Below are 13,133 nucleotides of genomic sequence, written 5' to 3'. Positions count from 1 at the left end.
TTCGAGTTTCCGAAACATCAAGCGCCCCCTGCCAGGTGGTGAGGACACCACGCGGCCCGCGCAACCCGACCGCCATGCCGATAGCCGGAGATGTGGCCGGGATAGGCTTCGGTATCGCTAGCGAGAGCCCCGAGGAGAACTGTTGAGCACCCTCCAGACCCTTGATCGCGGTCTACGCGCGCTGGACATCGTGTCGCAGCGACCAGGGGGAATCTCGATCGCGGAACTCTCGGCCGAGCTGGAGGTCGCTCGGGCCATCGGCTATCGAATCGTTGCGACTCTCGAAGCACACTCGCTCGTAGCTCGAACACAGGACGGCCGGATCAGACTGGCGGTCGGAGCGGCCCTCCTCGGCTCACGCTTCCGCCCCCGCTTGCGCGAGGTGACGCAACCGCTCCTGCGAGACCTGGCACAGCAGACATCGGCCACTGCTTTCCTGTCGACCCTCGAGGGCGACGAGTGCGTAGTGATCGCGGTGGCCGAACCCGATTCGGGCATCCTCCGAGTGGGTTACCGAGTCGGCACCAGACATCCGGTGTCCAAGGGCGCGGCCGGTATCGCCATCCTCGCCGGGCGCCCCGCATCGGAATCCGACACCGACGCGATCCGACGCGCACGCGAGGACGGCTTCAGCATCACCGCCGGCGAACTCGAACACGGCGCTGTCGGCGTGGCAGCAAGCGTGCGTTCCCCCCTCGGCCACGAGGGCATGGGATTCGAGGCGAGCGTCGGCGTCGTCGCGATCGAAGGTCTCGATACCGACACTGCGGCAACCGCCGTTGTGGCGACCGCCGCACGGATCAACAGCCTGCTCGATACCTGACCAGTACAGCCGCGCTCGAGGACGCCCGCTGAGGGCGTCCTTTTCTTGCCCTCAGCACAGAGATCCAACCCCGGCATTGACGCCGAGTGTGACCACCGTTACCGTCTGGATGTGCGTTCAACGAACACATATGTTCGATAAAAGTAAATTCGCAGTTCGCAGATGGAGAGCATCATGACGAGTCAGTCGATCGGCACCGTCCTCGACACCCCGCAACCCGCCGCGGAGAGCCGCTGCCCCATCGACCACACCGCCTTCACCTCCCCGACCGGCTGCCCCGTCTCCCCGCGCGCCGCATCGTTCGATCCCTTCACCGGGCCGTACCAGGTGGATCCGGCCGCATCTCTGCGCTGGTCCCGTGACGAAGAACCGGTCTTCTACAGTCCCGAACTCGGGTACTGGGTGGTCACGCGCTACGAAGATGTCAAAGCCGTCTTCCGCGACAACGAACTCTTCTCGCCTTCGATCGCGCTCGAGAAGATCACCCCGACCTCCGACGAGGCGAACGCTGTTCTGGCCCGCTACGGCTATGCCATGAACCGCACCCTCGTCAACGAGGACGAACCTGCACACATGCCGCGACGGCGAGCGCTGATGGAGCCCTTCACTCCCGCCGCGCTCGCCCACCACGAACCGATGGTGCGCCGGCTGACCCGCGAATACGTCGATCGTTTCATCGATGCCGGTCACGTCGACCTCGTCGACGAGATGCTCTGGGAGGTTCCGCTCACCGTCGCCCTGCACTTCCTCGGTGTGCCCGAGGAGGACATGGACACCCTGCGCGAGTACTCGATCGCGCACACCGTCAACACGTGGGGACGTCCGGCTCCCGAGCAGCAGGTCGCCGTCGCCGACGCGGTCGGGAAGTTCTGGCAGTTCGCGGGCACCGTTCTCGACAAGATGCGCAAGGATCCCGACGGGCACGGCTGGATGCCTTTCGGCATCCGCGTTCAGCAGGAACAACCGGATGTCGTCACCGACTCCTACCTGCACTCGATGATGATGGCCGGCATCGTCGCCGCGCACGAGACGACGGCCAACGCCTCCGCGAATGCCTTACGGCTACTGCTCGAGCACCGCGACGTATGGGAGGAGATCTGCGCCGACCCGAGCCTGATCCCCAACGCCGTCGAGGAATGCCTGCGTCATTCCGGATCGGTAGCGGCGTGGCGGCGTCTCGTCACTGCCGACACCACGATCAACGGTGTCGCCATTCCTGCCGGGGCGAAGTTGCTGATCGTCAACTCGTCCGCCAATCACGACGAACGTCACTTCGATCAGGCCGACGACTTCGACATCCGGCGCGACAACGCCAGCGACCATCTCACCTTCGGGTACGGCAGCCATCAGTGCATGGGAAAGAACCTCGCACGCATGGAGATCCAGATCTTCCTCGAAGAGCTGACCCGGCGCCTGCCCCACATGGAACTGGTGCCCGATCAGGAATTCACCTACCTGCCCAACACCTCGTTCCGCGGACCCGATCACGTGTGGGTTCGTTGGGATCCGGCGCGCAACCCCGAACGAGCCGATCCGGAACTGCTGTCCCGGCGACAGCCGGTGAAGATCGGCGAACCGTCGAAGAACACGATCGCACGCACGATGGCGGTGTCCGGGCTGGAAAGCATCGCCGACGACATCCTGCTGATCACCCTGCGCGACACCTCCGGGCGGCCGCTCCCGAAGTGGTCGGCGGGATCGCACATCGACGTCGACTGCGGTGCGGTGTCGCGGCAGTACTCACTGTGCGGTGATCCGCACGACCGCACCACTTTCCAGGTGGCCGTCCTCCACGATCGGGAGAGTCGGGGCGGGTCGCGCTGGATCCACACGGAACTTGCCGTCGGCGCCACGCTGCGTGTACGCGGTCCCCGCAACCACTTCAAACTCGACCCCGACGCGAAGCGGTACGTCTTCGTCGCCGGCGGCATCGGCATCACCCCGGTGATCGCGATGGCCGACCAGGTCAAGGCCGCCGGCGGCGACTACGAGATCCACTACGCCGGGCGCTCGCGTACCTCGATGGCGTTCCTCGACCGGCTCGCCCGCGACCACGGCGAGAGTGTCCGGGTCTATCCCGGCGACGAAGGTGTCCGCATGGACCTTCCCGCTCTCTTCGCCGACCCGGAAGAGGGCACGCAGGTGTACTCGTGCGGTCCCGAGCGTCTGCTCTCCGCACTCGGCGAGGCCACCGCACATTGGCCCGACGACACCCTGCACGTCGAACACTTCTCCTCCACGCTCGAAGAACTCGATCCCTCCAAGGAGCACGGCTTCGAGGTAGTGCTGAAGGATTCCGGCATCACCGTCCCGGTCGCTGCCGATCAGACAGTGCTCCAGGCACTTCGAGCCGCCAACATCGACGCCCAGAGCGATTGTGAGGAAGGCATCTGCGGCGCATGCGAGGTACCTGTCCTCGACGGCGAGGTCGACCACCGCGACCTGGTCCTCACCAAGGCCGAGCGCGCAGCCGGAAAAACCATGATGACCTGCTGCTCCCGCGCATGCGGCGACAAGCTGACCCTCCAGCTGTGACACAGCAACCCTCGAAACTGATCCGAAAGGCACGACATGACCACCATCGAGCAGTCGGGTACGCCGTCCGTCCCACCGGACTCCGGCACACCGACCACCAGAACGCCGTTCAAACGGGTTCTGGCCGGCAGCATGGCCGGCGCCGTCCTCGAGTGGTACGACTTCGCGATCTACGGCATCCTTGCCGCGACCGTCCTCGGCCCTCTGTTCTTCCCCAGCGGCAACCCGGTCGCCTCGTTGTTGATGGCACTTGCGACACAGGGACTCGGGTTCGTCGCCCGGCCCCTCGGCGGCATCGTCTTCGGTCATCTCGGTGACAAGTTCGGACGCAAACCCATCCTGGTTGCAACGTTCCTCATGCTGGGCGGCGCGACCGCCGCGATCGGACTGCTCCCCACCTACGGCCAGATCGGCATCTGGGCCACCGTCGCCCTGGTCGTCCTGCGCATGATCCAGGGCTTCGCCCTCGGTGGCGAGTTCGGTGCCGCAGTCATCCTGGTCAGCGAATACGGCGAACCCAGGCGCCGGGGATTCTGGGCGGCATGGCCGCAGTCCGGAGCTCCGGCCGGTACCGTCCTGGCCACCGTCACGGTGGGCATCCTTGCGGTCGTCTTCCCCGGGGACGCATTCGACGACTGGGGCTGGCGCGTCGCCTTCCTCCTCGCCGTGCCGTTGCTCGTCATCGGATTCCTCATCCGACGGGGTGTCGAGGAATCGCCGGTCTACCGGGCCGCGCAGGCGAAGGCCGAGTCCGCCGAGAACAAGGCTGCCCGCAAGGAATCGTCCAGCATCATCGAGGCTCTGCGCAAGCCGCGCCCGCTGCTCCACGGCCTCGGCATGCGCCTGGGCGAGAACATCGCGTTCTACGTCTACACGATCTTCGTCATCGCGTACGCCACGACCTATTTCGACTACACCCGCGGCGCGATCGTCACCACCGTCGCCTTCGCATCGGTCTGCCAGTTCCTCGGAATGATCGGCGGCGGATGGTGGTCCGACCGGGTGGGACGCAAGATCGCCATGCTCGTCCCGGCCGTCTCGCTCATCATCTGGGCGCCGATCTTCTTCTCCCTGGTGCACACCGAGAACATGACCGCGCTCGGTGTGGGTGTGTGCGTCGGCGCACTGCTGCACGGCATGCTCGCCGGCCCGGAAGCCGCATGGATCACGGAACTGTTCCCCACCAAGTACCGCTTCGCCGGTTCGTCGCTGGTGTTCCAGGGCTCGTCGATCATCGCCGGAGCGCCTGCCCCGTTCATCGCGGTGTGGCTGGTCGACCGATTCAGTGCCACCGCAGTCATCGTCTACCTGGTGATTACCATGTCGATCACCGTGATCGCCGTGGCCACCAGTCGCGAAACCAAGGGTGTCGATCTCGACAAGCTCGAAGAGCTCTACTGAGCACACCTTGATGTCGAGCCCCACCGACGCTGTCCCCGGCGCCGGTGGGGCTCGGCTTTTGCGAAACAACTTCGCGCGGTGAAACGAGGTTCGCCCGGCGTGTTGCAGGGGCGAACCTCGTTTCACCGCGTCAACCGGTGGGGGTCAGACGCCTTCGGGCGCGAGCACGATGTCGAATCGGGCCTTGGCCCAGGAGCTGCCCCCGAGGTCGCGTCCGTCCGGCGTCGGGGTGCCGGGCGCCTGCTGCGCGAACTCCTTGACGAGTGAGTCCTTCACGCCGAAGACGCTGTCGCCGATCTCGAGCTGCGGGTCGCCGTCGACGAAGATGTGGGTGACCAGGGTCCGCAGCTCGTCGGCGCTCACCATGAAGTGCAGGTGCGCGGCACGCACGGGTGAGCGACCGGTCGCGTCGAGCATCTTCCCCACCGGACCGTCGTGCGGGATGGGATACGGGACGGGTGTCAGTGCCCAGAATCGGTAGGCGCCCTGGTCGTCGGTGAACAGATGCGCGCGACCCGCGATACGCCCGTCGGTGTACTGCACGTCGTAGAAGCCGTCCTCGTCGCACTCCCACACCTCGATGCGAGCATTGGGCACGGGGTTGCCGTCGGTGTCGGTGACGGTGCCCTCGATCCAGCACGGCTGGCCCGACGCGCCGCCGGCCATGTCGCCGCCGAGCGGGATCTCGGGTGCGTCCTCGACGAAGAACGGGCCGAAGACGGTCGCGTCGGTCGCACCCTTGTACGCCTGGTTGTTCACGGCGATGGTCTGCATCGACGCACCGAGAACGTCGGAGAGCAGGACGAATTCCTGACGCTTGTCGTCGGTGATGTGCCCGACGGCGGTGAGGAACTCGATGGCCTTGTTCCACTCGGCTTCGGTCAGGCGCACGTCGCGGATGAAGGCGTGCAGGTGCGTCGTCAGCGATTGCATGATCTGCTTCAACCGTGGGTCGGGGGTGTTGTCGAAGGACGCCAGCACCCGGCCGATCAGTTCTTCTTCGAGGGCCTGTTGGGCGGGGGTGGTGCGGGTACCGGGTTCGACGGTCATGGCCGCTGTCCTTTCTACGACGGGAAGTTGTCGCCGGCGTGCGCACTGCGGAGCAGATCGCGCAGGTCGTCGGCGGAGACGGAGCGAGGGTTCGACGGTGGTACGACGGGCAGGACCAGCTCGACCGCTTCGTCGATATTCGACTCGTCGAAGCCGTAGTCCTTCAGCGCGCGCGGAGCATTCAGCTCGGCGCGCAACGCGTTCAGGCCGGCGACGGCGGTATCGGCACCGAAGGCCGCGGCCATCCGGCGTTCGGCATCAGGCGCTGCCGGCGCGTTGAACGCCAGCACGTAGGGCAGCACCGTGGCGTGGGTCTGGGCGTGTGGCAGGTCGTAGGCGCCGCCGAGGACGTGACAGATCTTGTGATGCAAGCCCGAACCGGCGGAGGCGAACGCCACCGCCGAGAGGTAGGCGCCATAGAGGGCCTGTTCGCGCCCCTCGAGATTCGACGGGTCGGCCTGGATCGCCGGCAGTCCTTCGGTGAGCGCCCGGATGCCTTCGGCGCCGAGTGCCCGGTTGATCGGGTCGGCGCGCGGTGCCCACATGGAGTCGACGCAGTGCGCGAGCGCGTTGAGACCCGACGCCACCGACAGTTCTGCCGGCAGCGACAGGGTGAGCTGTGCGTCGTAGACGACGCTGACGGGCAGCACCGCTGTGTCCACGCCGGTGGTCTTCCGCGAGGCCTCCGTCAGACCCCATACGTTTGTTGCCTCGGATCCGGCGTAGGTAGTGGGCACCGCGACGATCGGGATGCCGGACGTGAGTGCGACGGCCTTGGCGAGTCCGGTGGTGGAGCCGCCTCCGACGCTCACGATCAGGTCGATTGCATGCTCTGCGGCCGCCTTTCGTGCAGCCTCGGCGCGCTCGACCGGCACGTGCGGGGCGACACCGTCGTGGAAGACGGCGACGTCGATGTCGCGGCACACCTGCTGCGCCACAGTCTCTTCGGCGGGTGAGGCCACAACCATCACGCGGGTCGCGCCGAGGCGGGACACCTCTCCGGCAACGTTCTCGGCCGCTCGTCCCGCTCCGAACAACACGCGTTGGCCGAGGGTGACGTGGTGGAAATCCATAGCCATGGTCGATCTTCCTTTCACGCGGCCGGGGCGGTCACGTCGACGGTCAGGTGGAGGCCGGCGAGGATCGTGTCGAGCGAGGCCTGCAGCCCGGCAGTATCCGACGCGGTGGCGGCGACATAGAAGTCGGGTCGCAGAATCACGAACTCCGCTCCGATCTCGTCGAGCCATGCGCTGTACATTCCGTCGACGTCCGTCACGTCGCACTCCGCTTCTCCGATACGCACGCAGCGACCGTCGAGATCGGCCCACCGCCGCGACTGTTCGACGGTCAGCAGGTCGGCCGGTGACTCTCCACGTCCCAGGATGATCCACCCGCGCCCGACCACGTCGTCGAACCGTCCGGACCGGCCGTTCGCCTCCACGATGCCCTGCACCGACAGTTCGCCTGCGTGCGCGGAGCCTTGCTGCCAGATGCCCGGTCCGAGGGAGGCGATGTCGGTGTCGACCGGGGCACCGTCGGACGAGGCTGCCTCTGCGATCATGCGACGATCTCGCTCCGCCGCCTCCTCGGGGTCGGCGATGCAGATGACCTGCCCGAGACGCATCGAGAAGTCGATGTAGTGACGCACGTGCCCCTTGCGTTCGGTGCCGTACGAGTCGAGAACGGCGTCGTCCGCCCGGCCCGACAGCACCAGGTCGAGGCGCCACGCCAGAGCGACGGAGTCGCGCAGGCCCGCACACATACCCTCGCCCGCGAAGGGCGGCATGAGGTGTGCGGCGTCTCCCGCGATCAGTCCCCTTCCGCGACGCCATGTCTCGGCCCAGCGCGCCTGGAACCGGTAGACGGCGGAGCGTTCGAGCTCCGCATTGTCGGGGTTCACGCCCCACGGCTCGAGCAGTCGCCAGGCAGATTCCTCCGACGCAAGTTCGGTCGGGTCCTCGCCGGGCAGCACCATGTACTCCCAGCGGCGCCGGCCGGGGCCGCCGGGAACGATGGTCGTCGGTCGCACCGGGTCGCACAGCTGCCAGTGAGTGGGACCCAGGTCGGGCAGGTCGCCCTTCGGGATCATGTCGAGGATCAGCCAGTCGAAGAAGAAGCCGTGGTCGGTAAAGTCCAGCTCGAGGGCTTGGCGGACGAAGCTGTTGGCACCGTCGGCTCCCACGACGTACTGCGCGCGGATCTGTTCCTGCACGGACGCACTGGCGATGTCGGTCACCGTGCCGCTGACTGTGATGCCGTTCTCGTCCTGTTCGAGACCCACTGCGGTCCAGCCGCGCCGGATGGTCACCGTGGGCAGTTCGGCCGCGACCTCACGCAGACGTTTCTCGAGCTCGGGCTGGGAGAACCAGTAGCGCGTGCGCCACCCCGAGGCAGCGACGGACTTCCAATCCACCTCGAGCAGGGTCTCCCCGGCGGCGTTGCGCCAGTAGTAGAGATCGTCGTGGAACTCGATCGCCGGATCGTCGTCCGAATCGATGCCGAGAACGGCAAGGATGCGGGCGATCTCGTGATCGAACGTCACGGCGCGCGGTTGCTCGTAGGGGGTGGGCCACTTGTCGACGACGGTGACGCGATGCCCTTGCCGGCCGAGAAGGACCGCCAGGAGGGTGCCGACCGGTCCGCAGCCGACGACGGCGACATCGGTGTCGAACTGTCGGACGTCGTCCGCGGGAAGAGTGTGGAGGTTCGTCATGGCGAGTGGCCTTTCGGGTGATCTACGTCATACCGACTGAGACTATGGTGACACAGTCCTCAATATTGAGCAATCCCTCAGTTTTGATTGCATGCTCATATCCCTGTTCGCCTGGCGTACGGTACGGACGTGCCCACCACTCCGAACGAAGCCGCAACGCCTGCCACGTCGCGCCACCAGCGCCGACGCGAGAAGACTCGCGCGCGCCTCATCGAGGCTGCGCGCACGTTGGTCGCCGAACGGGGCGTGGACGCGGTCGGACTGTCCGACATCACCGAAGTCGCCGACCTCGGCGTCGGCACGTTCTACAACTACTTCGCGTCCCGCGACGAGATCGTCGAAGCCGTCGCCGAAGAATCCATCGAATACCTCGGCGCCCGTATGGATTCGATGACCGAGGACATGCCGGATACGGCGGAGAGGTTCGCGTCGTCGCTGCGACACCTCGTGCGGCACGCGATGAGCGACCCGCTGTGGGGATGGTTCGTCGTCCGGCTCGGTATCGCACACCCGAAACTCATCGGTATCCTCGGCCCGCGCGCCGCGCGCGACCTGCGCTACGGCGTCGACGCCGGCCGGTTCACCATCACGGATATCGACATCGCGACGGCCTGCGTGTTCGGCTCTCTGCTGTCGACGCTGCACCACGTGGTCTCGGCCGAGGCTCCCGAGAACATCGACGAGATCTACGCACGGGCGATGCTGTGCATGGTGGGGATGGATCCCGCGGAAGCGGAAGAAGTCGCCACGCGCCCGCTGCCGGAACTGCCCTGACGGGCGTCGTTCAGAGACGTTTCAGGAAGCTGAAGAAACCGGGGGTGTGCACCTCACGCAGACGCGTGAGCTTGCGGTAGGAGATCAGCCAGACACCGTCGACCTTGCGGTACTTCTCGTGGTAGTGCCCCCACCCGTGCAGCGACTCCTCGACGCCGTCGTTGTCCCACCACAGCTCGTCTTCCATCGCCCAGATGCCTCGCGCGGTGGTGGCGGATTCGAGGACGATCTCGGGGCAGTGGCCGTGGTGCGCCGAGGTGATCGCCACCGGTCCGTCGAGGAAGTTGCTGATGGCGCGGGTGAGTGCCTCGCGACCCACCACGCGACCGGCTTCCTCACCGGTGCGGGGCTGCTTGTCGCTGGGGAGTCCGCCCCACGTCTCGCTCACGACGTCCTCGGTGTGCAAGGTGGGGTACAGCTCCCACTGCTTGGTGTCCATCACCCGCAGCCGGGCCGAGAAGACCTGCTGGATCTCGTGGATGGCGAGAAGCTGTTCGGCCGCAGACAGGTCGCTGGTCGGGCGGTCCGTGGTCTCGGTCATGGCGATCCTTCCGGAGCGGGCGGTCAGCTGCTTGTCTACCGATCGCCGGACGGAATCTCCTGCGACATCCCGTTGATCGGAACAACCGGCATCCTCGCGCGGTGAAACGGGTCCGGCGCGGCGTGTTGCAGGGGCGAGCCTCGTTTCATGGCGTCAACATGAGCGCGGCCCCTCCGAGTTGCCCAGGATGTTCCGTTCAACGGAAACACCGGTGCGCGCTCACATCACAGCTGGGACTGTTCGACACGCCACACCTGCACAGCGCAAGTCGCTCCGTACCGCGGAGCACCCCTCCACGTAGTCCCGGCTCGTCAGCAGCCGATTCCCAGGAAGAGTCACCGTCATGGGCCAAGTATTGGACAGGATCATGCAGCACGCGGACGAGATCCGCAGTGAAGGCATCGTCGGCGACGAGCAGATGCGACTGTCGGACATCTCGGCGAAGCACCTGCGCGACTCCGGCATCATCCGCATGTTGCAGCCGAAGGAATTCGGCGGCGCGGAAGCCCACCCCCGCGAGTTCGCCGAGACCGTCATGTCCATCGGTGCTCTCGACGGTGCGACCGGCTGGGTGGCCGGCATCGTCGGTGTGCATCCGTGGGAGCTCACCTTCTTCGACACGAAGGCCCAGGAGGAGATCTGGGGCGACGACAACGACATGTGGATGGCGTCGCCGTACGCACCGATGGGTGTCGCTGTGCCGGTCGACGGGGGTTACATCCTCAACGGCCGCTGGTCGTTCTCGTCCGGTACCGACCACTGCGGTTGGGTGATGATCGGTGCTGCCGTCGGCGACAAGGACGGCAACCGCACCGGCCAGGTCCTGCACGTGCTGCTCCCCCGCTCGGACTACGAGATCGACGCGGACAGCTGGAACGTCATCGGCCTGCGCGGCACCGGATCGAAGGATCTGATCGTCAAGGACGCGTTCCTGCCCGAGTACCGCACGATCGATGCGGACATCGTGCTCAGCGGAAACGGCTGGCGACACGCGGGTCGCGACGAGACGCTGTACAAGTTCCCCTTCTCGTACATCTTCCCGCTGGGCATCACCTCGTCGCTGATCGGCATGACCGAGGGCGCGCTGGCCTGCTACATCGCCGCGCAGAAGGAGCGCGTTCAGGTCACCGGTGTCCCGATCAAGGAGGACCCGTACGTCCTGTTCGCAATCAGCGAGGCAGCCGCCGAGATCTCCGCGTCGCGGCTCGCGTTGCTCGAGACCGTCGACCGGTTCTGGGACAAGACCGACCGCGGTGAGGAGATCAGCTTCGAGGAGCGCGCCATCGGCCGGCGCACCCAGATCTCGTCGGCGTGGCGTGCGGTGCGGGCGATGGACGAGATCTTCGCGCGCGCCGGCGGTGCGGCAGTGCACCTGAAGACACCGATGCAGCGCTTCTGGCGCGACGCGCACGTGGGTCTGACCCACGCCATCCACGTGCCGGGCATGATCTACCACTCCGCAGCTCTCACTCAGCTCGGTGGCGACCCGCAGGGCCCCTACCGCGCAATGATCTGATTCCCTTCCACTTTCGAGGACGACGACATGACTGAACTGAGAGGTCTCGGCTACCTCCGCATCCAGACGCAGGATGTGCCGCGCTGGCGCGCCCTGCTGCTCGACGGGCTCGGCATGGCCGAGGGAACCGGGCCCGAGGCCGACGGCTTCTACGCCCGCATCGACGAGCGTCGCTCGCGCATCCAGGTGCTGCCCGGCGAGTCCGACAAGGCACTGGCCGTGGGCTGGGAGGTGCGTGACGAGTTCGCGCTCCAGCGCGTGCGTGAGGCCGTAGAGAAGTCGGGACGCACCGTCGAGGTGCTCTCGCACAAGGAAGCGACCTACATCGACGCCGAGGGTGCCATCGCGTTCGAGGATCCGGCCGGAACCCGTCTCGAGGTGTTCTTCGGGCCGGTGCTCGACCACAGCCCGGTCGTGACGCGGTTCGGTGGACGCTGGGTGACCGGCGGCCTCGGCCTGGGCCACGTCGTGCTGCCGACGGCGAACTTCGCCGAGACGTACGAGTTCTACACGCAGGTGCTCGGTTTCCTGCCGCGCGGCTCGATCCGCCTCGACGAGGACGGTCTCGTGCGCGTCCGCTTCCTCGGCATCAACGAGCGGCACCACAGCCTCGCGCTGTGCCCGGCTCCGCCCAACAAGGAACCCGGCCTGGTGCACTTGATGACCGAGGTCGACACGCTCGACGCGGTCGGCCAGGCGCTCGATCGGGTGAACAAGCTCGACTTCTCGATCTCGTCGACACTCGGCCGGCACACCAACGACAAGATGATCTCGTTCTACGTTCGTGCACCCGGAGGCTGGGACCTCGAGTTCGGCACCGAGGGCATGCTCGTCGACGAGCGTCACTACACGTCCGAGGAGATCACGGCAGATGCGTACTGGGGCCACGACCAGTCGGGATCCGAGCCGTTGAAGGCGTTCCTGCCACCCACTGCCTGACACCCCACGGTCCGTCCGACGAAAATGCACCGCGACTTCCGGTCGCGGTGCATTTTCGTTGTTCCTGAAATTCGTTCTTCCGCGGAGCTCCGAGTGGCGCTACAGTCGTAGATACTCATTGATCGGTCGATCAATCAACGAATATGCCACGGAGAAGACCATGCCCGAAGTCCTCCCCACCCCCTCGTCCGTCATGGATCGCCTCGGCCTGCTGCTCGAACCGTTCCGCGACACGGACGGCCTCACCCTCACCGAGCTGTGCCGACGAACAGGCTTCCCCCGTTCGTCCGCTCATCGGATGCTTCTCCAACTCGTGCGGGTCGGGTGGATGCGTCGCAGCGGCACCACCTATCACCTCGGTCCGAAGATCGTCGAGCTCGGCGCCCTCGCGCAGGCACACGACCGCATCCACAGCGCCGCCCTCCGCTCGATGTACGACCTGCACCGAGAGACCGGCCTCGCCGTCCACCTGACCGTTCTCGACGACGACCAGGTCGTCTACCTGGAGAAGGTGAGCGGCGCGCAGTTCACCGACACCACATGGGCGGGCCAGCGGCGCCTTGCCGAGGACACCGTCGCCGGCCTGGCGCTGCTGGCGCGACGCGACGGAACCCACCCCGCCCTGACGGGCAGCAACGGGCACTCACTCGTCGGCGGTGTCGTACACGGAGGCGAGTGCTTCCGGCACGCCGTCGCCGCCTTCGCTGCGGGCGACGGCGAGATCGCCGCACTGTCGCTGGCCGGCCCGGTGGAGGCGATCAGCGAGGACGCGGTCCGGCGGTTGCGTCGGGCAGCCGACCATCTGGAGACGACCTTGACCGCCTGACATCACACCCCTCAA

The 13,133-nt window shown here is 66.5% G+C and carries 11 protein-coding genes; 7 read left to right on the top strand and 4 right to left on the bottom strand.

What is annotated here, in order from left to right:
* Positions 1–142: 142 nt before the first annotated feature.
* The 3 genes from NVV99_RS10525 (at position 143) to NVV99_RS10515 (ending at position 4,759) form a co-directional block, all read left to right on the top strand.
* Complete coding sequence (locus tag NVV99_RS10525) at positions 143–823, top strand: IclR family transcriptional regulator (protein WP_260782850.1); 681 nt, start codon at positions 143–145, stop codon at positions 821–823.
* 174 nt (positions 824–997) lie between these two features.
* Positions 998–3,358, top strand: a complete 2,361-nt coding sequence (locus NVV99_RS10520; protein ID WP_260782849.1) for a cytochrome P450/oxidoreductase — start codon at positions 998–1,000, stop codon at positions 3,356–3,358.
* Between the two features lie 36 nt (positions 3,359–3,394).
* On the top strand, positions 3,395–4,759 hold the full coding sequence (locus NVV99_RS10515) for an MFS transporter (RefSeq protein WP_260782848.1): 1,365 nt from the start codon (positions 3,395–3,397) through the stop codon (positions 4,757–4,759).
* A 144-nt stretch (positions 4,760–4,903) separates the two neighbouring features.
* Here NVV99_RS10515 and NVV99_RS10510 read toward each other — a convergent pair whose 3' ends face one another.
* The 3 genes from NVV99_RS10510 to NVV99_RS10500 are packed head-to-tail and all read right to left on the bottom strand — an operon-like array spanning position 4,904 to position 8,522.
* On the bottom strand, positions 4,904–5,809 hold the full coding sequence (locus NVV99_RS10510; RefSeq protein ID WP_260782847.1) for a dioxygenase: 906 nt from the start codon (positions 5,807–5,809) through the stop codon (positions 4,904–4,906).
* Between the two features lie 14 nt (positions 5,810–5,823).
* The gene (locus tag NVV99_RS10505; RefSeq protein ID WP_145692266.1) at positions 5,824–6,888 is read right to left on the bottom strand and encodes a maleylacetate reductase; all 1,065 of its coding nucleotides are present in this window, start codon (positions 6,886–6,888) and stop codon (positions 5,824–5,826) included.
* 14 nt (positions 6,889–6,902) lie between these two features.
* Positions 6,903–8,522: a bifunctional 3-(3-hydroxy-phenyl)propionate/3-hydroxycinnamic acid hydroxylase gene (locus tag NVV99_RS10500; RefSeq protein ID WP_260782846.1), complete on the bottom strand. Its 1,620-nt coding sequence runs from the start codon at positions 8,520–8,522 to the stop codon at positions 6,903–6,905.
* 129 nt (positions 8,523–8,651) lie between these two features.
* Between NVV99_RS10500 and NVV99_RS10495 the strand changes: the two genes are divergently transcribed.
* Positions 8,652–9,296: a TetR/AcrR family transcriptional regulator gene (locus tag NVV99_RS10495; protein ID WP_260782845.1), complete on the top strand. Its 645-nt coding sequence runs from the start codon at positions 8,652–8,654 to the stop codon at positions 9,294–9,296.
* A 10-nt stretch (positions 9,297–9,306) separates the two neighbouring features.
* Here the strand turns inward: NVV99_RS10495 and NVV99_RS10490 are convergent, their stop codons facing one another.
* Positions 9,307–9,837: a nuclear transport factor 2 family protein gene (locus tag NVV99_RS10490; RefSeq protein WP_260782844.1), complete on the bottom strand. Its 531-nt coding sequence runs from the start codon at positions 9,835–9,837 to the stop codon at positions 9,307–9,309.
* A gap of 343 nt (positions 9,838–10,180) precedes the next feature.
* Between NVV99_RS10490 and NVV99_RS10485 the strand changes: the two genes are divergently transcribed.
* The 3 genes from NVV99_RS10485 (at position 10,181) to NVV99_RS10475 (ending at position 13,118) form a co-directional block, all read left to right on the top strand.
* Positions 10,181–11,353: an acyl-CoA dehydrogenase family protein gene (locus NVV99_RS10485; protein ID WP_006553083.1), complete on the top strand. Its 1,173-nt coding sequence runs from the start codon at positions 10,181–10,183 to the stop codon at positions 11,351–11,353.
* Between the two features lie 27 nt (positions 11,354–11,380).
* Positions 11,381–12,292, top strand: a complete 912-nt coding sequence (bphC, locus tag NVV99_RS10480) for a biphenyl-2,3-diol 1,2-dioxygenase (protein ID WP_260782843.1) — start codon at positions 11,381–11,383, stop codon at positions 12,290–12,292.
* Between the two features lie 160 nt (positions 12,293–12,452).
* The gene (locus tag NVV99_RS10475; protein ID WP_260782842.1) at positions 12,453–13,118 is read left to right on the top strand and encodes an IclR family transcriptional regulator; all 666 of its coding nucleotides are present in this window, start codon (positions 12,453–12,455) and stop codon (positions 13,116–13,118) included.
* Positions 13,119–13,133 lie beyond the last annotated feature (15 nt).

It is taken from the genome of Rhodococcus sp. PAE-6, from assembly GCF_025290685.1.
Taxonomy (GTDB): Bacteria; Actinomycetota; Actinomycetes; order Mycobacteriales; family Mycobacteriaceae; genus Rhodococcus; species Rhodococcus pyridinivorans.
The sequence above is the reverse complement of the archived record's forward strand: the minus strand, read 5'-3'. Positions and strand labels throughout refer to the sequence as shown.

Excerpts from the sequence above, each read along its gene's own strand:
- NVV99_RS10485 (WP_006553083.1), top strand. The coding sequence starts at position 10,181 with ATGGGCCAAGTATTGGACAGGATCATGCAGCACGCGGACGAGATCCGC.
- NVV99_RS10510 (WP_260782847.1), bottom strand. The coding sequence starts at position 5,809 with ATGACCGTCGAACCCGGTACCCGCACCACCCCCGCCCAACAGGCCCTC.
- NVV99_RS10520 (WP_260782849.1), top strand. The coding sequence starts at position 998 with ATGACGAGTCAGTCGATCGGCACCGTCCTCGACACCCCGCAACCCGCC.
- NVV99_RS10505 (WP_145692266.1), bottom strand. The coding sequence starts at position 6,888 with ATGGCTATGGATTTCCACCACGTCACCCTCGGCCAACGCGTGTTGTTC.
- NVV99_RS10475 (WP_260782842.1), top strand. The coding sequence starts at position 12,453 with ATGCCCGAAGTCCTCCCCACCCCCTCGTCCGTCATGGATCGCCTCGGC.
- NVV99_RS10490 (WP_260782844.1), bottom strand. The coding sequence starts at position 9,837 with ATGACCGAGACCACGGACCGCCCGACCAGCGACCTGTCTGCGGCCGAA.
- NVV99_RS10500 (WP_260782846.1), bottom strand. The coding sequence starts at position 8,522 with ATGACGAACCTCCACACTCTTCCCGCGGACGACGTCCGACAGTTCGAC.
- bphC (WP_260782843.1), top strand. The coding sequence starts at position 11,381 with ATGACTGAACTGAGAGGTCTCGGCTACCTCCGCATCCAGACGCAGGAT.
- NVV99_RS10515 (WP_260782848.1), top strand. The coding sequence starts at position 3,395 with ATGACCACCATCGAGCAGTCGGGTACGCCGTCCGTCCCACCGGACTCC.